The 21,294-nt window shown below is 71.9% G+C and carries 24 protein-coding genes; 20 read left to right on the forward strand and 4 right to left on the reverse strand.

The genetic code is table 11. The features are described 5' to 3' along the window. Positions 1-25: 25 nt before the first annotated feature. The 12 genes from OCT49_RS37535 to OCT49_RS37590 all read left to right on the forward strand — a co-directional run bounded on the left by OCT49_RS37535 (position 26) and on the right by OCT49_RS37590 (position 10,812). Positions 26-1,246 (forward strand): aminotransferase class I/II-fold pyridoxal phosphate-dependent enzyme, encoded by a 1,221-nt coding sequence (locus tag OCT49_RS37535; protein WP_283856647.1) that lies wholly within the window; start codon positions 26-28, stop codon positions 1,244-1,246. Between the two features lie 11 nt (positions 1,247-1,257). Continuing rightward, a complete protein-coding gene (locus OCT49_RS37540; RefSeq protein ID WP_283856648.1) occupies positions 1,258-2,493 on the forward strand; it encodes a beta-ketoacyl-[acyl-carrier-protein] synthase family protein in 1,236 nt (411 codons plus the stop codon). Further along, positions 2,490-3,353: a MaoC family dehydratase gene (locus OCT49_RS37545; RefSeq protein WP_283856649.1), complete on the forward strand. Its 864-nt coding sequence runs from the start codon at positions 2,490-2,492 to the stop codon at positions 3,351-3,353. Before OCT49_RS37540 ends, OCT49_RS37545 begins: the two co-directional genes overlap by 4 nt. Then, positions 3,346-4,863 carry an AMP-binding protein gene (locus OCT49_RS37550; RefSeq protein WP_283856650.1) on the forward strand — a complete coding sequence of 506 codons (1,518 nt, stop codon included), beginning with the start codon at positions 3,346-3,348 and terminating at the stop codon, positions 4,861-4,863. Before OCT49_RS37545 ends, OCT49_RS37550 begins: the two co-directional genes overlap by 8 nt. After that, the gene (locus OCT49_RS37555; RefSeq protein ID WP_148838540.1) at positions 4,860-5,117 is read left to right on the forward strand and encodes a phosphopantetheine-binding protein; all 258 of its coding nucleotides are present in this window, start codon (positions 4,860-4,862) and stop codon (positions 5,115-5,117) included. Before OCT49_RS37550 ends, OCT49_RS37555 begins: the two co-directional genes overlap by 4 nt. A gap of 2 nt (positions 5,118-5,119) precedes the next feature. Then, entirely contained in the window at positions 5,120-6,175 is a 1,056-nt protein-coding gene (locus tag OCT49_RS37560; protein WP_283856651.1) for an anthranilate phosphoribosyltransferase, read from the forward strand. Next, positions 6,168-7,004: a tryptophan synthase subunit alpha gene (gene trpA / locus OCT49_RS37565; protein ID WP_283856652.1), complete on the forward strand. Its 837-nt coding sequence runs from the start codon at positions 6,168-6,170 to the stop codon at positions 7,002-7,004. The genes OCT49_RS37560 and trpA overlap by 8 nt, the downstream gene beginning before the upstream one ends. A 3-nt stretch (positions 7,005-7,007) precedes the next feature. Then, positions 7,008-7,382: an ectoine synthase gene (locus OCT49_RS37570; RefSeq protein ID WP_148838537.1), complete on the forward strand. Its 375-nt coding sequence runs from the start codon at positions 7,008-7,010 to the stop codon at positions 7,380-7,382. Positions 7,383-7,409: 27 nt separating this feature from the next. Beyond that, entirely contained in the window at positions 7,410-8,555 is a 1,146-nt protein-coding gene (locus tag OCT49_RS37575; protein ID WP_283856653.1) for an acyl-CoA dehydrogenase family protein, read from the forward strand. Continuing rightward, entirely contained in the window at positions 8,552-9,268 is a 717-nt protein-coding gene (locus OCT49_RS37580; protein WP_283856654.1) for a phosphoribosylanthranilate isomerase, read from the forward strand. Before OCT49_RS37575 ends, OCT49_RS37580 begins: the two co-directional genes overlap by 4 nt. Beyond that, complete coding sequence (locus OCT49_RS37585) at positions 9,265-9,957, forward strand: beta/alpha barrel domain-containing protein (RefSeq protein ID WP_283856655.1); 693 nt, start codon at positions 9,265-9,267, stop codon at positions 9,955-9,957. Before OCT49_RS37580 ends, OCT49_RS37585 begins: the two co-directional genes overlap by 4 nt. A 270-nt stretch (positions 9,958-10,227) precedes the next feature. After that, entirely contained in the window at positions 10,228-10,812 is a 585-nt protein-coding gene (locus OCT49_RS37590) for an anthrone oxygenase family protein (RefSeq protein WP_283856656.1), read from the forward strand. Positions 10,813-10,940: 128 nt separating this feature from the next. On the opposite strand, the gene OCT49_RS37595 is transcribed toward OCT49_RS37590, so the two are convergent. After that, positions 10,941-11,078, reverse strand: a complete 138-nt coding sequence (locus tag OCT49_RS37595; protein WP_283856657.1) for a hypothetical protein — start codon at positions 11,076-11,078, stop codon at positions 10,941-10,943. Positions 11,079-11,173: 95 nt separating this feature from the next. On the opposite strand from OCT49_RS37595, the gene OCT49_RS37600 reads away from it, so the two are divergent. Next, positions 11,174-11,761 (forward strand): TetR/AcrR family transcriptional regulator, encoded by a 588-nt coding sequence (locus tag OCT49_RS37600; RefSeq protein WP_283856658.1) that lies wholly within the window; start codon positions 11,174-11,176, stop codon positions 11,759-11,761. A 157-nt stretch (positions 11,762-11,918) separates the two neighbouring features. On the opposite strand, the gene OCT49_RS37605 is transcribed toward OCT49_RS37600, so the two are convergent. Further along, positions 11,919-12,125: a DUF5988 family protein gene (locus OCT49_RS37605; protein WP_283856659.1), complete on the reverse strand. Its 207-nt coding sequence runs from the start codon at positions 12,123-12,125 to the stop codon at positions 11,919-11,921. Positions 12,126-12,346: 221 nt separating this feature from the next. Here OCT49_RS37605 and OCT49_RS37610 point away from each other — a divergent pair, with 221 nt between their 5' ends. The 3 genes from OCT49_RS37610 (at position 12,347) to OCT49_RS37620 (ending at position 15,048) form a co-directional block, all read left to right on the forward strand. Continuing rightward, positions 12,347-12,679 (forward strand): hypothetical protein, encoded by a 333-nt coding sequence (locus OCT49_RS37610; protein WP_283856660.1) that lies wholly within the window; start codon positions 12,347-12,349, stop codon positions 12,677-12,679. 158 nt (positions 12,680-12,837) lie between these two features. Continuing rightward, complete coding sequence (locus OCT49_RS37615; RefSeq protein ID WP_283856661.1) at positions 12,838-14,478, forward strand: helix-turn-helix domain-containing protein; 1,641 nt, start codon at positions 12,838-12,840, stop codon at positions 14,476-14,478. Next, complete coding sequence (locus OCT49_RS37620; protein ID WP_283856662.1) at positions 14,479-15,048, forward strand: transcriptional regulator; 570 nt, start codon at positions 14,479-14,481, stop codon at positions 15,046-15,048. A 202-nt stretch (positions 15,049-15,250) separates the two neighbouring features. Here OCT49_RS37620 and OCT49_RS37625 read toward each other — a convergent pair whose 3' ends face one another. Next, entirely contained in the window at positions 15,251-16,741 is a 1,491-nt protein-coding gene (locus tag OCT49_RS37625; protein ID WP_502963522.1) for a SulP family inorganic anion transporter, read from the reverse strand. 442 nt (positions 16,742-17,183) lie between these two features. Between OCT49_RS37625 and OCT49_RS37630 the strand changes: the two genes are divergently transcribed. Next, positions 17,184-17,654 (forward strand): MerR family transcriptional regulator, encoded by a 471-nt coding sequence (locus OCT49_RS37630; protein WP_283856664.1) that lies wholly within the window; start codon positions 17,184-17,186, stop codon positions 17,652-17,654. A 64-nt stretch (positions 17,655-17,718) separates the two neighbouring features. Here OCT49_RS37630 and OCT49_RS37635 read toward each other — a convergent pair whose 3' ends face one another. Beyond that, positions 17,719-18,366: a TetR/AcrR family transcriptional regulator gene (locus OCT49_RS37635; protein ID WP_283856665.1), complete on the reverse strand. Its 648-nt coding sequence runs from the start codon at positions 18,364-18,366 to the stop codon at positions 17,719-17,721. 100 nt (positions 18,367-18,466) lie between these two features. Here OCT49_RS37635 and OCT49_RS37640 point away from each other — a divergent pair, with 100 nt between their 5' ends. The 3 genes from OCT49_RS37640 (at position 18,467) to OCT49_RS37650 (ending at position 21,141) form a co-directional block, all read left to right on the forward strand. Further along, entirely contained in the window at positions 18,467-19,915 is a 1,449-nt protein-coding gene (locus OCT49_RS37640; RefSeq protein ID WP_283856666.1) for an MFS transporter, read from the forward strand. Positions 19,916-20,228: 313 nt separating this feature from the next. Beyond that, complete coding sequence (locus OCT49_RS37645) at positions 20,229-20,789, forward strand: RNA polymerase sigma factor (RefSeq protein ID WP_283856667.1); 561 nt, start codon at positions 20,229-20,231, stop codon at positions 20,787-20,789. Continuing rightward, positions 20,782-21,141, forward strand: a complete 360-nt coding sequence (locus tag OCT49_RS37650) for a hypothetical protein (RefSeq protein WP_283856668.1) — start codon at positions 20,782-20,784, stop codon at positions 21,139-21,141. The genes OCT49_RS37645 and OCT49_RS37650 overlap by 8 nt, the downstream gene beginning before the upstream one ends. Positions 21,142-21,294: the final 153 nt, after the last annotated feature.

The raw sequence follows: 21,294 nt of genomic DNA on the forward strand, positions 1-21,294 counted from the left end.
CGAAGCCGTGGAAGAGGAGACGCACGTGAACGCACCCGGAGCATGGGAACGCCTCGAACCGAAACTGGCGGCCACCCGGCGGCGGGTGCAGGCGCTCGAATCGGAACCCGAACGCCGCAACAGTTTCGTCGCCTACACCGTCGAACGCGACAGCGCCTACGCCGATCTCGACGGACGCCGGCTGCTGATGATGTCCGGATACAGTTACCTCGGACTCGCCGGGGACGAACGCGTCGTCGCCGCCGCCAAGGCCGCCGTCGACCGCTACGGGACCGGAAACCACGGCGTGCGCGCGCTGGCCGGATCCATTCCACTGCACGAGGAACTGGAGGCCGAGGTCGCCCGGTTCGCCGAGCGCGAGACGGCCATGGTCTTCGGCTCCGGCTATGCGGCCAACGTCGGCACCGTCGGCGGCCTCGTGGGCGCGGGCGACACCGTCTTCATCGACAAGTACGACCACGCCTCGATCGTCGACGGCTGCCGCCTCTCCGGCGCCACCGTCACCCGCTTCCGTCACAACGACGTCGACCACCTCGACCGCAGGCTGCGGGCCGCCGGACCCGACGGCGTACGCCTCGTCGTCGTCGACAGCGTCTACTCCATGGACGGCGACATCGCCCCGCTGCCCGAACTGCGCAAGGTGTGCGACGAACACAACGCCCTCCTGATGGTCGACGAGGCACACGCGCTCGGCGTCATCGGCGCCACCGGACGCGGCATCGAGGAACACTTCGACCGGCGTGTCGAGGTCGACATCAAACTCGGCACGCTCTCCAAGGCGATCCCCTCCATGGGCGGCTGGGTCGCGGGCCCCGAGCGGCTGATCGGCCATCTGCGGTACGCGGCGCGGCCGTTCCTGTTCTCCGCCGCCCTCGGCCCCGCCCAGGCCGCCGCCGCCCTGGAATCACTGCGCATCCTGCAACGCGAACCGGAACGGGTCGCGCACATCCAGCACCAGTCCGAACGGCTGCGCGCCCTCATCAACGCCGAGGGACTGCGCACCCAGGACAGCGAGACCGCGGTACTGCCGCTGATCGCCGGCTCGGACGAGGCGGCGTACGACCTCGCCACCGCCTGCCGCCGCAACGGCGTCATCGGACTGCCCGTGGTCACCCCGGCCGTCCCCAACGACCTCGCCCGGCTCCGGATCGCCGTCACGGCCCGCCACACGGAGGCCGACATCGACTTCGCCGCCGAGGTCTTCCTCAAGTCCGCCCGAGAGTGCGGCATCCTCCCCGCCCGATAGGACGTGCCCCCATGGCGACCTCCACCGGACCAGCGGTCGTGATCACCGGCATCGGCGTGGTCACCCCCGCCGGCTGCACCCCCGACGAGCTGTGGGCCGGACTGCGCGCCGGCCGGTCCACCGCCGCCGAGCTCACCCACCTCGACCTGACCCGCCACCGGGTGCGCATCGGCTGCCGGGTCCGCGGCCTCGACACCATGGACCTGGTGTCCGCGAAGGACGCCCGCCGGATGGACCCGTTCGCGCTGTACGGGACGACCGCCGCACTGGCGGCCCACCGGGACGCCGGCTCCCCGGCCCCGGACCCGGGCCGCACCGCGGTCGTCGTCGGCAACGCGGTCGGCGGACGGACCACCAGCGACCGGGAGTCCGCGCTGTTCACCGCGGACGGCCCGCACCGGGTCAACCCGCTGATGCCCCTGATGACCATGCCCAACGCGGCCGCCGCGCAGATCGCCATGCGACTGGGCTGGACGGGGCCCGCCACCACCATCGCCACCACCTGCGCCAGCGGCGCCGACGCCATCGGCCAGGCGGCGCTGCTGCTGCGGACCCACCGGGCCGACATGGTCGTCGCGGGCGGCTGCGAATCCACCCTGACCCCGGTCACCCTGGCCGGCTTCGGCAACCTGAACGCCGTCTCGCTGCGCAACGACGAGCCGGACCGGGCCTCGCGGCCGTTCGACGCCGACCGCGACGGGTTCGTCATGGGGGAGGGGGCCGGCTTCGTCGTCCTGGAACGGGCCGACGACGCCCGGGCGCGCGGCGCGCGCGCCTACGCCGAGGTCGCCGGGTACGGCGCCACCTCCGACGCCCACCACCTGTCGATGCCGCTGCCGGACGGCGCGGGCGCGGCCGGTGCGATGGCCGCCGCCCTCGCCGACGCGGGCCTCGCCCCGTCCGACATCGCCCATGTCAACGCCCACGGCACGTCGACCCCGCACAACGACCGGGCCGAGGCCGCCGCCCTGACGAAGGTGTTCGGCACCGCCGGCCCCCCGGTCACCGCCCCCAAGGGCGTCATCGGCCATCTGATCGGCGCCGCGGGCGCCGTCGAAACGATCGCGGCCGTGCTGGCGATGCGGGCCCGCGAGGTGCCGCCCACCGCCAACCACGAACGCCTCGAACCAGGAATGGACATCGACGTGGTCCACGAGAAGCCCCGCCCCATCGCCTCGGGCCCCGCCCTGTCGAACTCCTTCGGCTTCGGCGGACACAACGCCTCGCTGGTGGTGGTGCCGGCATGACGACGACGGCCGAGACCCCGCACACCACCGAGACCTCGAGCACCACCGAACACACCGTCACCACCGAGGAGATCACCGCCTACCGGGCCGCCGCCCGCGCCGGACTGCCCCCGGCCGCGAACGACCAGGCGTCGCCCGTGCACGCCTTCGTGCTCGCCCACGCGGAGGCCGACCGCACCGTGCGGTCGCTGATCGCGGGACAGGAGGCATCGGTCGTCCACCTCGCACAGGACATCCGGCTGCGGCGGCCGGTACGGCCCGGCGAGAGCGTCGGCATCACGCTCGACGTGCTCGGCGCCCGGCGCGAACCGCGCGGCACCCGGGTCGCCGTACGCACCCGGCTCACCGGCCACGACGGCACCGAATTCGCCGAACTGGTCACCGCCGCCCTCCTCGTGGGCGCGAACGGCATCGAACCGTTCGGCGAGATCCCCCAGGGGAGCGCCCCGGCCCCCGCCGGCCCGCCCGGCGAACCGGCCACCGCCACCCACGAGCCGACCCCGGACGGCATCCGCGCCTACGCCCACGCCTCCGGCGACCTCAACCCCATCCACCTCGACCCCGCCGCCGCCCGCGCCGCCGGCTTCGAGAACGTCATCGCCCACGGCATGAGCGTCGTCGCCCTGGTCTGCGAGGAGATCGCCGACCGGTACGCGCACGGCGACATCGCCCGCATCCGCGCCGTCAGCGGCCGGTTCTCCGCCCCCGTCCTCCCGGACGAACCGCTCGACATCACCCTCCAGCCCGACGCCGGCCACACCGTCGTGCGGTTCACCTGCCGCACCGCCGGAGGAATCGCGGTCAAGGCCGGCCGGGCCGAGCTCGCCCCCGCACCGGAAGGAGACGGCCCCCATGACTGACACACCCCCGAGGCCCCCGGCCGGCGAACTCCTCCCCGGTTTCCTCACCCACGTCCGCGAGCGCCCCGACGCACCCGCACTCCTCCAGCACGACGAGGAGACGACGTACCGCACGCTGCACGACATGGCCGGCCACGAACGCGAACGCCTCGCCCGCCTCTCCCTCGCCCCCGGCGAACCCGTCGGCGTCCTCGCCCCCAAGTCCCCCGGCACCATCGCCCTCGTCCTGGCCTGCCTGCTCACCGGACGGCCCTTCCTGCTGCCCTCCCCGGCGCTCGCCGACACCCAGCTCGCCGAACTGTTCGCCCGGGCCGGCTGCCGGCACGTCCTCGCCCCCCGCGGCGAACCGGAACGCGCCCTGCCGACGGTCACCGCCGAACCGCTCCCGCCACCCGCCGGCACCACCTTCATGCTCACCACCTCCGGCTCCACCGGACTGCCCAAGATCGTCCCGCTGGGCCGCGACGCCGTGGACCGGTTCACCGCCTGGGCCGGCCCGGCCTTCGGCATCGGCCCCGGCACCACCGTCCTCAACCACGCCCCGCTCAACTTCGACCTGTGCCTGTTCGACGTCTGGACGACCCTCGCGCACGGCGGCCGGGTCGTCCTCGTCGACCCGGCGGTCGCCGCCGACGGCCGACGCGTCCTGGACCTGGTGGCCCGGCACGAGGCGGACGTCGTCCAGGCCGTGCCGATGCTGTACGGGCTGCTCGCCGACGCCGCCCGCCGCACCGGGACCGCCCTGCCCTCCGTACGGCACGTCCTGTTCACCGGCGACGCCGTGCCCGACCGCACCTTCACCGAGCTGCCCCGGCTCTTCCCGAACGCGCGGCTGTACAACGTCTACGGCTGCACCGAGACCAACGACAGCTTCGTCCACGAGGTCGACACCGGCACCACCGGGCTCCCGCCCGTCCCCCTCGGCCTCCCGCTGCCCGGCGTCCGGGCCCTCGTCCTCGACGACCGCGGCACCCCCGTCGAGGGCCCCGGCTCCGGCGAACTGTACGTCTCCACCCCCTTCCAGGCACCCGGCTACCTCGACCCCACCCGCCACCGCGGCAAGTTCACCGGCCATCCGCTCGGCCTCGACGACCGCCCATGGTTCCGCACCGGCGACCTGGTGCGCCGCGACACCGACGGCCGGCTCCACCTCACCGGCCGCGCCGACTTCCAGGTCAAGGTGCGCGGCATCGCCGTCAACACGGCCGAGATCGAACAGGTGCTGCTGCGCCACCCCGCCGTGCTCGAAGCGGGTGTCGTGGCCCGGCCCGACCCGCTCACCGGCCGCACCCTCGTCGCCGGGGTCCGCCGCGCCCCCGGCACCGGGCTCAACAGCCTCCAGCTCAAGGAGCACTGCGCCCGCGGCCTGCCCGGGGCGGCCGTCCCCACCGTCCTGCGGATCACCGACGACCCGCTCCCCAAGACCTCCACGGGAAAGGTCGACCGCAACGCGCTCGACCGCCCCGCCGAGCGGCGCCCAGCAGTCACGAACGAAGGAAGGACGTCATGAGTCACACCACCACCATCAAGAGGTTCGTCATCGACGAGTTCCTGCCCGACCTCGGCACCCACGAGCTCGCCGACGACCACGACCTCCTCTCGGACGGCGTCATCGACAGCCTCGGCGTGCTGAAACTGATCGCCTGGGTCGAGGACCACTTCGAACTCGCCGTCGGCGACGCCGACCTCGACCCCAACAATTTCCGCAGCGTGGCGGCGATCGACGCGTTCATCGCGGACTCCCGCCAGGGGGTGACCGGCTAGCCATGCACGACGCGCTCACCGGGCTGCTCGCACGGCGTCCGGTGGCCGGGCGCGAGACCTGGCGGTCACTGTGGGACCGGCTCGGCGACGGCTCGCTGGACAAGGAGCAGGCCGTCGCCCTGCTGGCCTCACTGACCACCCGGCTCCCCGGCCCCGAGACCCTGCACGCCCTGCGGGAATCCCTCCTCGAACGGCGACCCGCCGTCCCCGCCGGCCACTGGCACGGCACCGTCAACGTCGTCGGCACCGGCGGCGGCCCCGCCACCTTCAACATCTCCACGGCCTCCGCGTTCGTCGCGGCGGCCATGGGCGTACGGGTCGTCAAGTCCGGTTCGCGCGCCTACACCTCCGGCCTCGGCTCGGTCGACCTGCTCGAACGCCTCGGCGTCCGGCCGACCGCCTCGTACGAACAGACCGAACGGGCCCTGGAACAGTACGGGATCGCCTTCACCGGACCCTTCGTCTACCCGGTCGAACTGGCCCGGCTGGCCCGCACCATCGCCCCGCTCGGCATGAAACCCTTCGGCCGCTTCCTCAACGCGCTCGGCCCCTTCCTCGCGGACCTGCCCACCACCGCCCAGGTCACCGGCGTCTCGCACACCATGCCCCACACCGCGCTGCGCGCCCTGGCGGACCGGGTGACGGACCGGCGGATCTGGCTGACCACCAACCCCGAGGGGGCCGACGAACTCCTGCCCTTCACCGACAACACCATCCACACCAACGACCCCACCGACCGGGAGATCCTGCTGGAGGCGGGTCAACTGACTGCCCCGGACGGGTCGTTCGACGACCTGCGCCCCGTCGCGCCCACCGCCGCCGCCGACCACTTCCTGGCCGTGCTCTGCGGCGACACCACCGCCACCACCACCCGGACCCTCTGCCTCAACGCCGCCGCGCTCGCGGTGGCGAGCGGCCACAGCACCGGCTGGCGTCCCGCCCTCGCGGCCGCCGAACGCGCCGTCGCCGACGGCGCGGCCCGCGAACTGGCCGAACGGATGCGGGCCCGGACCACCCCCGCAGGGGCAGGAGCCGGAACGGGGGCACGCCGTGGCTGAATTCTTCGTACGCGACCACCACAGCACCGGCCCCGGCCTCGCCCTGTTCCTCAACGCCGGCGACCCGCCCCTCGACGTCCTGGAGGACCTCGTCCTCATGCTCGACGAGGAGGGCGTCGACTGTCTGGAACTCGCCGTCCCCTTCCCCGACTCCGTCACCGACGGACCGGTCATCCGGCGCTCCGCACGCCGCGCCCTGGACCGGGGCACCGACCTCGGAGGCGTACTGGAGTTCATCGCCCGCGTCCGCCCCCGGCTGCACCGGCTGCGCATCGCCCTGCTCACCGACTGGAGCCACTCCCTCAAACACCGGGACCTCGCGGACGCCACCCGCGACATCGCCGCGAGCGGCGCGGACGGACTCCTCGTCCACGCCCTGCCGCCCCGGCTGGGCACCGCGTACCACGCGGCGGCCCGCGCCGCCGGACTGCCCGTCGTGACCACCTGCTACCAGAACAGCTCCGCGGCGACCATGGACCGGGCCGCGGCCCACGCCTCCGCCTACCTCTACCTCGTGGCCCACTACGGACGCAGCGGCACCGCCCCCGCTGCGGGACACACCGCGCTGGCCGGCACCGTCGCCGCGCTCCGGGCCCGTACAGCGTCCCCGATAGCCGTCGGCTTCGGGGTCAGGACCCGCGACGACGTGGCGGCCGTCCACGCCTGCGGAGCCGATGCCGTGATCATCGGCTCCGCCGGTGTCGAGCGGATCGAGCAAGCCCTCGACGGGGGCGGCGATCCGGTCACCGGCTTCCGCGCCTTCGTCCGGTCCGTCCAGCCCGTGCGGCAGGCCGTCGACGCCACCGCACCCGACAGAAACAGGAGTTGAGCAATGATCATTCGTGACATCGAGGACGTGAAGACCGTCGAGTGGGGCAACGGTCTGAGCCGCCGCTTCCTGCTGGCATCGGACGGCGTCGGCTACTCCCTCACGGACACGGTCGTCCGGGCCGGCACCAAGTCCCGCCTGGAGTACCGCAACCACCTCGAATCCTGCTACTGCATCGCGGGCTCCGGCGAGGTGGTCGAACTCGACGGCACCTCGCACCCGATCACCCCCGGTGTCCTGTACGCGCTCGACAAGCACGACGCCCACTACCTGGTGGCGAGCCCGCACGAGGACCTCCGGCTCGTCTGCGTCTTCAGCCCGGCGCTCCAGGGCGACGAGGTGCACAGCCTCGACGCGCACGTGTCCTCCGCGTACTGAAGAAAGCACCTATGAAGGCGGTTCCCAGTGATCCGATGGAACACCGACCAGGTCGACCTGCGGGAAGGCCTGGCACGGTGGGGTGAGGCGCTCAGCGCCGACCACCTGGAACAGGACGAGCGCGCCGCGTTCTCCTGGGACAAGTGGAAGCTCGTGCAGAAGACGGGCATCCTCGCCCTGCCCTTCGAGGAGCGGTACGGCGGCCTCGGCCAGTCGCTCCTCACCACCATGTACGTGCTCGAAGGACTCGGCGAGCACTGCCGCGACGCCGGACTGAGCTTCTCGGTGACCACCACCCTGGCCAGCACCGGCGTCCCCCTGGAGAAGTTCGGCACCCCCGAACAGAAGGAGAGGTACCTGCCCCTGATCTGCTCCGGCGAGATGATCGGCGCCCACGCCATCACCGAGGCGGAAGGCGGCTCCGACGCGATGGCGATGACCACGCGCGCGGAGCGGGACGGCGATCACTACGTCCTGACCGGCGGAAAGACCTTCGTCAGCAACGGCCCCGTCGCCGACGTGTTCGTGGTGTACGCCCGGACCCGTCCCGACGGCGGGGCGCTCGGGGTCACCGCGTTCCTGGTGGACCGCGCCACCCCGGGCCTGGCGGTCGGCGAACCGGTCAAGAAGATGGGTCTGCGCACCTCGCCGCTGAGCGAGTTGTACTTCGACGGGTGCCGGGTGCCCCGGGACCGGGTCCTGGGCCGGGTGGGGGGCGGATTCATCGTCCTCGACCACGTGATGAAGCGGGAGATCCTGTTCTCCTTCATCGTCAACGCCGGCGAGATGCGACACCGCCTGGAACGCATCGTGGAGTACGCGAAGACCCGCAAGTCCTTCGGGCAGCCGATCGGTTCGTACCAGTCGATCGCCAACAAGATCGTCGACACCAAGATCGGCCTGGAGACGGCACGGAAATGGCTGTACGACACCGCGGAACGGCTCGTCGCCGGCGAGAACGTCACCACGGACCTGGCCATCGCCAAGCTGCTCACCAGTGAATCCAATCTGGCCAGCAGCATCACCGCCGTCCAGATCTTCGGAGGACACGGCTACATGACCGAGTACGGGCTCGAACAGGACGTCCGCAACGCGGTGGGCGGCACGATCTACTCGGGCACCAACGAGATCCAGTACAACCGGATCGCCTCGATGCTGGGCCTGGGCAAATGACCCGGGCGCCCGCACCGGTGCTCAAGGTCTGCGGGGCCACGGCCCCGCAGGACATCGAGGTACTGGCGGCCGCCGGTGCCGACCGTGTCGGACTCTGGCACGGCGTACCCGGCGGCCCGGCCGATCTGCCGGAGCGCGAGCTGACCGCCCTCGCGGCGGCGGCCCGCGCCACCGGCGTACTCGAACCCGTACTGGTCACCTTCCTCGACGACCCCGATGCCCTGGCCGGTGTCGCGCGCCGCGCCGGGGTGTCCCGGCTGCAACTGCACGCCTACCAACCCCCGGCCTTCGTGAGGGCGTTGCGCGCGGCACTGCCCGACGCCGTACTGATCAAGGTCCTGCACGTGCGGGACGGCACCTGCCCGGAGCGCCCGCTGATCGGCGCGTACGAACGGGCGGGCACCGATCTGTTCCTGCTGGACGCGACGTCCGGGGACGGCCGGGTCGGCAGCACCGGGCTGCGACTGGCCGAGCCCGATGTGCTGGCCCTCGCTGAACGGTTCACGCTGCCGTTCTGGCTGGCCGGCGGCATCACCCCGCGCAGCAGGGCCGACTTCGCCGCCGTCGCGGACCATCCGCGCTTCCACGGGATCGACGTGGACACCGCGGCCCGTGCCGGGCGGGGCCGTTTCGACGCGGACGCGGTGACCGCCCTGGCCCGTGCCTGGCGGACCGCCCGGCACCCCGTCCCGCACCCGAAGGAGCACCCATGACCTCCCGCTTCATCGAGGCCCTGCTGACCGCCGAGCGCCCGCTGATCATGGAGGTGAAGCGGCGGGACGCCCACGGCATCGACCTCATCGCGGGCCGCACCCCCGCGGACATCGTCGCCGCCTACGAGGCGGCGGGCGCACCGTGCATCTCGGTGGTGACCGGTCGCTGGTTCGCGGGCACGACCGAACTGCTCAGGGACGTCGCCCGGCTCACCGAACTCCCCCTGCTCCAGAAGGACTTCATCACCCGGCGCGACCAGATCGCCGCCGCCGGGGAACTCGGCGCCTCGGCCGTCCTGCTCACCGCCGCACTGCTGCCCGCGTCGAGCATGCGCACCCTGGTCGAGACCGCGCTGCGCACCGGGCTGACCCCGTTCGTGGAGATCACCGACGAGGCGGAACTGGAGGTGGTCCCGCACGCCGGGGAATGCGTGATCGCCGTCAACAACAAGGACATCACCGCGCGCGAGCGGGACGCCGGCGACATCGGCCGCAGCCTCGACCTGCTGCCCGCGCTGCGGGCCGCGGGCACCCCCTGCCCGGTCAGCGCCAGCGCCATCGACAGCCCGGAGAAGGCCGCCCGGCTGCTGGCCGCCGGGTACCGGGGCCTGCTGATCGGCACCGCACTGCTGCGCGCCACCGACCTGCACGCCTGGCCGACCTCCCCGCACCGCCTGCCCACGGGGTGAGGGGGCGGAGCGGTGGTGCGCAACGGCTCGATCCGGGCCGCGACCCCCTCGGGGCCCCTCGGGACCCGCTGGAGACCCGGCGGAGGCCCGGTGGAGTCCTCCCCGCCCCGTCCCCGCTCCCGGCCCGCTCGCGCGAGGGGCCGGGGGAGGGCGCTCGAGGACCGCTCGGGAACGGGTCGAAACCACCTGGTTGTGTTCCGCGCGCCACGCCTATGCTCTCTCCGCTCGCGCGCCGAGCGATCGGCCGAAGTCCACAGTGAGGACACTTCGATGACCGCCAGTCCGTACTCCCCCTACAGCGCTCCCGGCCCCGGTGCGCCGCTTCCGCCGCAGACACCTCCGGTCCGGCCCGGCCGGGCCGCGGGCATTCTGCTGATGGCGTCCGTCATCGCCGTCGGATTGATGGCCGGTCTGTTCTTCGCCTACGACGTGTCGGTCATGCCCGGCCTCGCCCGTACCGACGACCGGGTGTACGCGGAGGCCATGCAGAACTTCAACGAGGTGATCGACACCAGCGGCCTGTTCGTGCTCGTCTTCCTCGGCGCGCTCGCCGTGACGGTGGCCGTCGCCGTACTCGAGTACCGCAAGGGACACCGCAAGGTCGCCCTGTGGGCGGGGGTCGCCGCCGGCCTCTACGTGGTGGCGCTGCTGGTGACGTTCTCCGTCAACATCCCCCTGAACAACGAACTCGCCGCGATCGGCAACCCGGTGAAGGCCGGTGACCTGTCGGTCGTCGACAAGTTCAAGGGGACCTGGGAGGCGACCAACATCATGCGCACCCTGCTGTGCACCGCGGCCCTGGGCTGCCTGGCGCACAGCCTGAAGCTCCACGGCCGCGCCACTCCCGCGGTCTGAACGGAACTCCGGGGGAGCCCCGAACGACGACGAACGGCGTGGCCTTCGGGCCACGCCGTTCGTCGTCGTTCTCCTCGGCCCCGTTCGTACCGGGGCCACAGGCCGAGGCCGTCATCGACCCGCCCCCGTCACCGTCGGGTGCCGGGCTTGGGGAGCGGTCGGGGACGGGGGACGGACCGGGGCTTCAGCGGCTGGGGGTTGCGCCCGCCGCGGTTGAACTCGATGAAGGTGCTGGAACCACGCCGGGCGGTCGTGCTGGCTCGCATGTTGACTCCCCTGTGTCGTTGCGATGTACTCCCTTTGGAGTGCTTCGAATGTAGTACTTCACTTGAAGTGGTGTCAACGTCCTTGGGAGGTTTCCATGCGTCAGAACCCGGCGCGCAGGGCCGCATTGCTCGACGCGGCCATCGAAGTACTGGCCCGGGAGGGGTCGCGCGGACTGACCCTGCGGGCCGTGGACACCGGGGCCGGGGTGCCGGTCGGCACCTCCTCCAACTACTTCGCCAACCGCGCCGAGTTGCTGCGACAGATCATGGAACGCACCACCGAGCGACTGACACCGGATCCGGAGGCGCTCGCCGAGACCATGAAGGCCCCGAAGTCCCCCGAACTGGTCGCCCTCCTGCTGCGCCAGGTCCACGAGCGCATGGAGGCGGACCGCAGCAGCTACCTGGCCATGTTGGAACTGCGCATGGAGGGCGTCCGCCGGCCCGAACTGGGCGCCGAACTCAACAAGCGCCTCCGCGCGACGCTGGAGGACAACATCCGCTTCCACGAGGGGGCGGGCCTGCCCGGCGACCGTATCGCGGTGATCCTGATGTACCTCGCGGTGCACGGCATGATCGTGGACGACCTCACGGTGCCCGACGTCCTCATGGGCTCGGCGGGCGAGCTGATCGACGAGCTGTGCGAGCGGCTGCTCCCGCACGGGGCGCGGGAGACCGCCTGAGCGACGGTCGTTCCCGCGTTACGGGAGGGGCAGGGGGCGACGGGTGATGCGGGCGATACGGGTGACACGGGTGCTTTCGAGGGGGCATCCGGTCCTCGGACCGGAGTTTCGGGGTCGGCCCCTGCCCGGGCTCCTGTCCGGATTTCCGCCCGGGTTCTCAGCCGGGGATCTCCGTGCGCTCCCACCACTCGTAGACGGGCAGCCGCCCCTCGGTGGTCTCCTGATGGCGCGTCGTGGCCCTGAAGTGTTCGTATCCGCCGCGGAACGGGACCTTGACGTCGAGCCCGGGGTCAGGGAGGGGGACGGTGCGGTCGGGGAGATCGTCGGGGCCGCCCTCGAGGACTGCTTTCAGTGCTTCGGTCATGGTCAGAGTGTCCCCAGCGGGCGGCCCGGCTCCTTCGAGACGCGCCGATGGGGGCGCCGTCGCACGCCCCGTCCCACTCCGACGGCGCGCGTGCGTCCCGGGGACGCCGCCGTCGGCGACCCGGGCCAGGTCAGGTTGGTCGAGGGAGTGGCCGGATGCTAACTTCGCAACAAGTTGAACAGTATCTTCGAAATCCCCTGGATCCCCTCGGAGGCGGCCGGATGCTGCAGATCCGGATCGGTGCCGAACGCGCCGCGGACGCGGACGACCGCCTGATGCGGACGACCCTCGGATGGCGCCGGGGCATGACCGAGGGCGAGGCGTGGGAGGCCGGCCGCGGCATCTGGAAGTTCAACGCCGACCGGGCCCTGTCGCAGGACGAGGCGCAGATCATCAACGCCGAGGGCACCGTCCTCGCGGTCGCGAGGATCACCGGCATCTCCAAGCACGGCGACCGCTACGCTCTCGAGGGCGAGCTCCTGCGGGACGACCCCCGCGTCGGCCGCCCCACCGGGAGCCCGCACCTGTCCCGCAACCCCGTCACCTACATCTGACGCGGCCCCATGACGCTCCTGCTCCAGGCACCGCCGCACGACGAAGAGAGGCCCACGGCCATGGCCGACACCGGACCGGGCATCCGCTCCTTCCACCCGGCCGCCGGGCGCACACCCCGGGGAACGACCGGCGCGACGGTACGGAAGGGGCGGCTCCGGTGAGCGACTTCGACGCGATCGACGCGCTGCTCGCGGCCGTCGGCCCCCAGGCCGAGCTCCCGCCGCCGGACGTACGACGGGAACTGCGGGAGCGGGCCAGGCTCTCCAAGGCGCAGGTGGCCCGCACGCTCGGCGTCAGCCCGAGCACGGTCGGCGGCTGGGAGAGCGGCCGGGACCCGGTGGACGAGACCCGGAAGAGGTACGCGTACCTGCTGGACGGACTGGCCGCCAAGTTCCCCGCCGGACCCGGCACCGAGCCCTCGGCCTCACCCTCACTCGCACCCCCGCCCTCCCTCTCGACTTCACCTTCACCTTCGACCGCGGCCGAAGGTGAAGGTGAAGTCGAGGACGACGTGGAGTCCCTGACCGTCCCCGAGCCGTGCGTGCTGTGCGGTTCACCGGCCGGGCACCGCGTGGCGGGCTTCGCCCAGCACCTGGACCCGGCCGACTGCCGGCCCGCCACCGCCCCCGGGGCACGGGAACCCTCCTCGGCCGCCACTGCCGTACCACCCGCACCGGCCCCGGAACCGCCCGCACCGGCCCCCGGGGCGGCGGCGTCGCAGGGACGGGGCGGACGGAGCGGGGCGCCTCGTTCCGGGCGTGCCACGGGCCCGGCCGGGCGCGCGTTCCAGGAACCCCACGGGCCCGGCGACCTGATCGGCGAGGCGGTCCGGGCCGCGCTCGACGAACACGGGGGCGATGTCGACGCGGCCCTCGCCGCGCTGCTGAAGCGGGCGATCCCGGACGCGATGCGGCTGCTGGACGAGACCCGCAAGGGCGCCCGGTACGACATCGTCGCGCACCCGTGGATCCCCGACATCCTGCGCAAGCAGACCTCCCGCGGCGCCGACCAGGTGTGGGAGGCCCGCCCGAAGTGGACCCGCCGCGAACTGCCGCCGGGCCGCCACGAGGTGACCGCGCTCGACATCAACGGCGCCTACCTCTCCGCCCTCAAGACGCACCTGCCGCTCGGTCAGCTCGAGCACACCGCCGGCCTGCCCCACGACCGCCGCCGCGCCGGTGTCCACCTGATCACCCCGCCGGAGTGGGAACACGAAGCAGTGCTCCCCAACCCGATCGGCAACCGGGACGAGCCCGGCCCGCTGTGGGTCACCGAACCGACCCTGCGCCTCCTGCTGCGCCTCTCCGGCCCGAAGCACGCCCTGTGCGCGCCCCCCGAGATCCACGAGTCCTACACGTCCGGCGCGACGGAGAACCTGCTGGAGAAGTTCCGCGTCGTCCTCAAGGACGCCCGGGACGCGGCGATCGCCGCCGACGACGAGGTGACGCTGGAGTACGTGAAGGCGATGTACTCGAAGTTCGTCTCCACGATGGGGGAGTCGAACTACAACCGGGAGCTCTACCGCCCCGACTGGATGCACATCATCCGCAGCCAGGCGTTCTCCAACCTCTGGCTGAAGGCCCTCAAGGCCCACGACGAGGGCCTCACCGTCGTACGCGCGATGGGCACGGACGAGCTCCACGTCATCGGCGACTGGCAGCGGGTCTTCCCCGAGGGCCGCGGCGTCACCGAGGTCAAGACGAAGGACATCTACACCGCGGGCAGCGGTGACACCGGCGACATGGGCGACACCGGGTACACGGGCGAGACCGGGGATCTTCCGGGAGAGGGGGAGTAGATGCCCGAGAGGACCATCGACTTCGGGAAGTTCGGCGCCCGGGGAATCAAGGGCAGCGAAGCAGTCGCGCGCAAACTGGACGAGCTGTCGGGCGGCATCGTCACCCCCGTGACTGTGAAGCGCGGCCTGATGGCGCGCCTGCACTACCTCACGAGGACCGACCACAGCCGCAGGGCGGCCAGGGACGCCGGTCTGACCGTCACCGACCGCACCCTCAGGGCCTGGCTCGACGAGAAGCGCCGGCCCTCGCGCGCCAACCTCGAACGCATCGACCTCGCCTACCGCCGGGTGCGCCGCCAGAACGTCGCCCGGCACCTCCTCGCCCGCCTGAACGCCGGTGGCGGCACCCGGGTGGAGATCCACCCCCTCAACCAGTCACAGGTGGCCAGGCCGCTCCAGCGGATGGTGGAGTACCGCACGATGAACGTACGCCGCTGGGACCGCATCGTCGACGCCTGGGCCACCGGCGACCGCCAGGGCCTCGACGAGGCATGGGTGGACACGATCGTCGACCTGGGGTCGCAGTGGGGACAGTACGAGTACGTCACCAACATCGGCTTCGCCGCGTAGACCGCAGAGGCCGCGGAGACCGTGTAGCCGGCGGAGACCGTGGAGACCGTTGCAGAACGGCGAGCAGGCCGCGCAGGCCATGTGCGGGCCCGTATCCCCCGTGCGAGTGGTGCCGTGGGGGAGAGAGGAGTCTGCGGCACAGGAACGACGGGCCGCCCCCGGCGACGTGGAACAGGGGCGGGCCCGTGGGGAGGTGGTCCGGTCAGTGGCCGGCTGCCAGTTCTCCGCTGAGCCGGTCGTGGAGGTGGGCGCTGGGTTCGTTCAGACCGGTGATCTCCACCGTCTTGCCGCGCTGCTTGTACTTGGTCCCGATGGCGTCCAGGGCGGCGACGGAGGACGCGTCCCAGATGTGGGCGGCGGACAGGTCGATGACGACCCTGTCGGGATCGGTGGCGTAGTCGAACCGGCCGACGAGGTCGTTGGACGAGGCGAAGAACAACTCACCGGTGACCCGGTAGACAACGGTGCTGCCGTCGGGGTCGGTGACGGCGGTCACCTCGGCGAGGTGGGCGACGCGCTTGGCGAAGACGACCATGGCGGTGACGGTGCCGACGACCACGCCGATGGCCAGGTTGTGGGTGGCGACCACGCACGCGACGGTGATCACCATGACGGTGATCTCCCCGGCCGGCATCCGCCTCAGCGTCTTCGGGGAGACGGAGTGCCAGTCGAACGTCGCGAACGACACCATGACCATCACCGCGACCAGCGCGGCCATGGGGATGTCCGAGACCACCGGGCCGAAGACGATGCACAACACCATCAGGAACGAGCCGGCGAGGAAGGTGGACAGACGGGTGCGGGCACCGGAGACCTTCACGTTGATCATCGTCTGCCCGATCATGGCGCAGCCGCCCATGCCGCCGAAGAAGCCGGTGACGATGTTGGCGATGCCCTGACCGATGGACTCGCGGGTCTTGGAGGAGCGGGTGTCGGTGATGTCGTCGACCAGCTTCGCGGTCATCAACGACTCCATCAGGCCGACCAGCGCCATGGCGAGCGCGTAGGGGGCGATGGTGGTCAGGGTGTCCATGGTGAACGGCACATCGGGCAGGCCGGGGACGGGCAGGGAGGACGGCAGGTCGCCCTTGTCACCCACGGTCGGCACCGCGATCCCGGCGGCGACCGTGATGACCGTGAGGACGACGATCGACACGAGCGGGGCCGGGATCACCTTGGTGACCTTGGGGAAGAACACCATGAGCGCGAGCCCCGCCGCGATGAGCGGGTGGACGGGCCAGGGCACGTCGTGCATCTCCGGCACCTGGGCCATGAAGATCAGGATCGCGAGGGAGTTCACGAAGCCGACCATCACACTGCGCGGCACGAACCGCATCAGCTTCGCCACCCCGAGCGCCCCGAGAACGATCTGGAAGATGCCGGCCAGGATCACGGCGGCGACGAGGTACCCGAAGCCGTGCTCACGGTTCAGCGGAGCGATCACGAGCGCGACAGCGCCGGTCGCAGCCGAGATCATGGCCCGGCGTCCGCCGACGACCGAGATGGTCACGGCCATCGTGAAGGAGGCGAACAGACCGATCGCCGGGTCGACTCCGGCGATGATGGAGAACGAGATCGCCTCGGGAATCAACGCGAGAGCGACGACGAGGCCGGCCAGGACCTCGGTGCGCCAGACCTTCGGGTCGGACAGCCAATCAGGACGCAGGCCCCGCAACCGCGCGGCCGGGGACACAGTGGACGTGGACAAGACGAGAACCCGTCGTGCTCGGGCACACCCCTGCGGCAGGGCGGGGCGCGCGAAGGAAGTAAGGAAGTACGGAATACCGGGCCGGCATCCGGGGCCGACCCATCGGAGGCGGGGCCGGAAAGTCGAGAGGGAGGGAACCGGGACGGCGTGAACGCGCGCGAAGCCCGGGTTCCGGTCAGGGGCGGAGCGTCACGGGGGCCAGGCGGCGGCGCAGGCCACCATGGACTCGCGCACGCGTCTCTCCCGCAGGACTCGGATCTTCACCGGGAGCGTCATCGGCCCCAACATGACGGAACGGGCAGTGAACGGCCCGCCATGGACTCTACCGTAACGTGAGAGTTGGTGTTCGGCGGTCGAGCGGCGGGACGGCAGGCCGACGGGGCGGGGACGGTGGGGCGGTGGGACGGTGGAGAGGATCCGGGGCGGTATGACGCAGGAGCGGCACATGCAGATCGGCGAGGTCGCCGAGCGGACGGGGTTGTCGCTGCGCACGATCCGGCACTACGAAGATGTCGGCCTCATCGTCCCTTCCGCCCGCAGCAAGGGCGGCTTCCGTCTCTACACGGAGGCCGACGTCGGCCGGCTCATGGTGATCCGGCGCATGAAGCCGCTGGATTTCTCCCTCGAGGAGATGCGCGACCTGCTGGAGATCACCGACCGGCTCGGCACCCGGGACGATCCGCCCGCGCCTCCGGAGCGCGAGCGGCTCCGTGCGCGACTCGACGCGTACCGCAAGGTGGCCGACGCGCGGTGCGAGACGCTCCGCGCACGCCTGGCGATGGCCGAGGACTTCGCCGCCACACTGCGTGACCGGACGGACGCGGACGCCCGGCCCCGGGCGGCAAGCGGGTCGATTCCTTCCGAGGGGCCCTCCACGGAGACCCCGGCTCGCGATTGACGCACCCGGCCCTGCCGGGGAGGCGCGCGGGTGCTCGGCGAGAGCAGGGCCGACTCCGGTCGGCTCAGGAAACCGCCGCTGCGCACCGGTCGGGGTCTTCGGGCGGAGTGGGGTCGTCGAACAGGCGGGAGAGGTGGTAGCGCATCACGTACCGGGCCTGTTCCGCCGACCGCTGCCCGACCAGCACGCTGATTCCGACACCGTGGCTGAGGCTCAGCAGGCGCGCGGCCTCGGCGGAGACATCCAGATGTGCCTCGATCTCCCCCGCCGCCCGCGCCGTGGCCAGGATGTCGGTGAGCTGCCGCTCGAGCCGGTTCGGCCCCTCGACGAAGGGCTGCTCCGCCAGTTCGGGGTCGGTCATGGCCAGTACCGCGTAGGACGTCCACACGAGGCGGAAGGTGTGGCTGTCCGCGTCGGCCGGCAGGACCTCGTCGACCAGTGCCTCCAGACGGGCGCGTGCCGAACCGGGGCCGTCCGGGCCTTCGAGCCGTGCCGACCACCGCTCGTGGCTCTGCCTCTCCAGGTGCTGCAACGCGGCGTGCATCAACTGGGCCTTGGTGTCGAAGTAGTACTGCACCAGGTTCAAGGACATGCCCGCTTCGGCCGCGACCGCGCGCATGGTCACCGCGTGCAGTCCCTCCCGGGCGGCCACCCGGACCAGGGCATCGGCGATGTGCGCCCGGCGCTGGGCGTGGTCCACCCGTTTCGGCACCGTGTCCCCCTCCTGTCCGGCTTCCCGTCGGACTTCCCGTCCGCTCCGTTTTCATAGTACCGCTGTACTGTAAAAGCTCGCCGTAACGATGGGGAGAAGCATGGGACGACGCGAGGCCCGTGATACCGAGGGACGAATCGACACCGGGAAAGAGACGGGTGCACCGGCACCCCGTCGGGCGGCGTTGTTGTGGCTGTCCTGCGCGGCCCAGTTCATGGTGGTGCTCGACGTATCGGTGGTGAACGTCGCACTGCCGTCGATCCGGACCGCGCTCGGCCTCGACGCGGCGGGGCTGCAGTGGGTCGTGGGCAGCTACGCGCTGGTCTTCGCGGGCTTCCTGCTTCTCGGTGGCCGACTCGCGGACCTGTACGGCCGACGGCGGACATTGGTGTGCGGGCTGGTGCTGTTCTCCGTCTCCAGTCTGGTGGGCGGGCTCGCCACCGGCCCCGGCCTGCTGATCGCCATGCGCGCGGTGCAGGGCCTGGGCGCCGCGGTGCTGGCCCCGGCCACGCTGACCGTTCTGACCACCACCTTCCCCGAAGGGCCCGGTCGCACCAAGGCGTTGGCGATCTGGACCGCGGTCAGTTCCGCCGGAGGCGCGGCGGGCAACCTGATCGGCGGCGTCCTGACCGACGCGCTGTCGTGGCGGTGGATCCTGCTGATCAACGTGCCGATCGGTGCCGTGGCCGTCCTGGCCGCCCTGTACCTGCTGCCGTCCGAGCGCTCCCGCGCGGTGTCCGGCCGACTCGACGTGCCCGGGGCGGTGCTGGCCACCCTGGGTGTCACGGCGCTCGTCCTCGGGGTGAGCCGGGCCGGAACGCAGGGCTGGACGGGGCCGGCCGTCCTGACCGGCCTGGCGGTCGGCGTCGTGGCGCTGATCGCGTTCGCGGTGACGGAGACCCGGTACGCGGCGGCTCCCCTGGTGCCGCCGGACCTGGTACGGCTGCGACCGATCCGGGTCGGCAACGCCGCCATGCTGCTGGCCGGCGGCTGCTTCATCCCGATGTGGTACTTCCTGTCGCTGTACATGCAGGAGGTCCTCCACTACGGAGCCCTGGCCACGGGCTTCGGTTTCCTGCCTCACACGCTTGTCGGCATCGCGGCCGCCCGCCTCGCCCCCGCCGCCATGGAGCGCACCGGAGCCCGGGGTCTCATCGTTCTCGGCGCCGTCCTCGGCGCCCTCGGTTTCCTCTGGCAGAGCGGTATCGACACGGACAGCGGCTACTCGGACGGCCTGCTCGGACCCGCGATCGTCATGTCCGCCGGCATGGGCCTGCTCATCACCCCCATCATCACCACCGTCACCTCCGGCATCCGCGAGCAGGACGCGGGGGCGGCCTCCGGGCTGATGAACACCACCCGGCAGCTGGGCGGTGTGGTCGGGCTCGCCGCCCTCGTCACCCTCGCCACCGCCGACGGCGGACCGGACCTGGCGTACCGGACCGTCTTCGTGGCGATGGCGGCGGTGTGCGCGGGCGTCGCGGTGCTGGCCCTGGCGCTGCCCGCGCCGCGGAAGGGCCGGGACGATTCGGTCGCGATACGGCGGTGAGCCCCCGCTCGGGAGCCGGGCATCGGTCGACCAGCACGTTTTTTCCGGCCGCTCCGTTTCCCGGCCACTACGTTCCCCGACCGGTCCGTTTTCCCCGGCCGGAACGGGGTGGTCGGTCATGATGCCCGGGCGGACATCATGATGTCGCTGCCGTGATGAATCCTTTGACGGTGGTCGCGCCTCTTGTTCCTGTGCGGACAACAGGGTCGGCACAGGAACCGGAGGTTTGTCGTGATCATTGGTGCCGTCATTGTCGGGGCCGTGCTCATCTGCGCGTGCAGTGTCGCCGTGCGGCGTCGGCGGGGGCGCTCGCATGGCTGATTCCACCTGGCCCGGCGAGCAGTTGATCGTCGCGGCGAAGGAGGGCGACGTCGAGGCCGCGGCCGCTCTGGTGTCGGGCTCGCACCCGCACGTGCAGCGGTTCGCGTACTCCCTGTGCGCCTCGCCCCAGGACGCCGAGGACGCCGCGCAGGAAGCGCTGATCATTTTGTACCGCAAGATCGGAATGCTGCGGGCCTCCGGTGCGCTGGCGTCGTGGATGTTCCGCATCGTGCGCAACGAGTGCCTGCGGCGGGCGCGGCTGAGGCTGCGCAGTCACGGGCCGGTTCCGGAGACCGCCGTGCCCTCGTTCGAGGACGAGGTGCTGCAACGACTGGAAGCGGACCGGGTGGCGGCGGCGATCGCCGCCCTGCCCGCCGACCAGCGACGCGTGCTGATCATGCGGGACATCCAGGGCCACAGCGGGCGGATGGTCGCCGACGCACTCGGCCTCAGCACCGCCGCGATGAAGTCGCGGCTGCACCGCGCCCGTACGACGGTCCGCCGGGCGCTGCAGGAGACACCCGATTCGTTCCGGGGAGCCATTCATGACTGACCGTCAGAACTTTGCCAGTGCTTCAGTGCCCCGGCACCTGGCGCGCGGTGGGCTGGGGTTCGGAGCCCTGGCCGGTTCGGTCCTGCTCATCCCGGCGGTCGGACCGGCCGCACTCCTGCTCGTGCCGGTGGGGCTGCTCGTCCTGCGCGGATGCCCCATGTGCTGGACGATCGGGTTGCTGCAGACCATCTCGAAGGGGCGGCTGCGACGGTCGTGCGTGGACGGCCGCTGCGAGCTGTCCGTCGCCCGGCCCGCCGGGTCCGCCCGGTCGTACGGGGACGGCGTCGTGCGGCTCCGGGCACCGGAACCGGACGGCGTACCGCCTCGCGAACCCGTCGCACCGGGCCGGTAGGCGACGAACCGGCCACCCGCGCCACGACGCCGCTCATGGCGCGGTGCCGTCAGCCCGGTGCCCTCCGCCCGGTGTCGCGCCGGAAGCCGTCGGCCCTTCCGAACCGGGTCGGAAGGGCCGGGCCGCCGTCGTGCGCCCGCCGGGATCACGGGA

This window comes from Streptomyces sp. ML-6 (assembly GCF_030116705.1).
Lineage (GTDB): Bacteria > Actinomycetota > Actinomycetes > Streptomycetales > Streptomycetaceae > Streptomyces.

Bases quoted from the DNA above. Each gene is read 5' to 3' on its own strand.
- OCT49_RS37570 (WP_148838537.1), top strand. From the start codon at position 7,008: ATGATCATTCGTGACATCGAGGACGTGAAGACCGTCGAGTGGGGCAAC.
- OCT49_RS37545 (WP_283856649.1), top strand. From the start codon at position 2,490: ATGACGACGACGGCCGAGACCCCGCACACCACCGAGACCTCGAGCACC.
- OCT49_RS37630 (WP_283856664.1), top strand. From the start codon at position 17,184: ATGACGCAGGAGCGGCACATGCAGATCGGCGAGGTCGCCGAGCGGACG.
- OCT49_RS37550 (WP_283856650.1), top strand. From the start codon at position 3,346: ATGACTGACACACCCCCGAGGCCCCCGGCCGGCGAACTCCTCCCCGGT.
- OCT49_RS37560 (WP_283856651.1), top strand. From the start codon at position 5,120: ATGCACGACGCGCTCACCGGGCTGCTCGCACGGCGTCCGGTGGCCGGG.
- OCT49_RS37590 (WP_283856656.1), top strand. From the start codon at position 10,228: ATGACCGCCAGTCCGTACTCCCCCTACAGCGCTCCCGGCCCCGGTGCG.
- OCT49_RS37580 (WP_283856654.1), top strand. From the start codon at position 8,552: ATGACCCGGGCGCCCGCACCGGTGCTCAAGGTCTGCGGGGCCACGGCC.
- OCT49_RS37645 (WP_283856667.1), top strand. From the start codon at position 20,229: ATGGCTGATTCCACCTGGCCCGGCGAGCAGTTGATCGTCGCGGCGAAG.
- OCT49_RS37620 (WP_283856662.1), top strand. From the start codon at position 14,479: ATGCCCGAGAGGACCATCGACTTCGGGAAGTTCGGCGCCCGGGGAATC.
- OCT49_RS37595 (WP_283856657.1), bottom strand. From the start codon at position 11,078: ATGCGAGCCAGCACGACCGCCCGGCGTGGTTCCAGCACCTTCATCGAG.
- OCT49_RS37605 (WP_283856659.1), bottom strand. From the start codon at position 12,125: ATGACCGAAGCACTGAAAGCAGTCCTCGAGGGCGGCCCCGACGATCTC.
- OCT49_RS37585 (WP_283856655.1), top strand. From the start codon at position 9,265: ATGACCTCCCGCTTCATCGAGGCCCTGCTGACCGCCGAGCGCCCGCTG.
- OCT49_RS37600 (WP_283856658.1), top strand. From the start codon at position 11,174: ATGCGTCAGAACCCGGCGCGCAGGGCCGCATTGCTCGACGCGGCCATC.
- OCT49_RS37610 (WP_283856660.1), top strand. From the start codon at position 12,347: ATGCTGCAGATCCGGATCGGTGCCGAACGCGCCGCGGACGCGGACGAC.
- OCT49_RS37555 (WP_148838540.1), top strand. From the start codon at position 4,860: ATGAGTCACACCACCACCATCAAGAGGTTCGTCATCGACGAGTTCCTG.
- OCT49_RS37540 (WP_283856648.1), top strand. From the start codon at position 1,258: ATGGCGACCTCCACCGGACCAGCGGTCGTGATCACCGGCATCGGCGTG.
- OCT49_RS37650 (WP_283856668.1), top strand. From the start codon at position 20,782: ATGACTGACCGTCAGAACTTTGCCAGTGCTTCAGTGCCCCGGCACCTG.
- OCT49_RS37640 (WP_283856666.1), top strand. From the start codon at position 18,467: ATGGGACGACGCGAGGCCCGTGATACCGAGGGACGAATCGACACCGGG.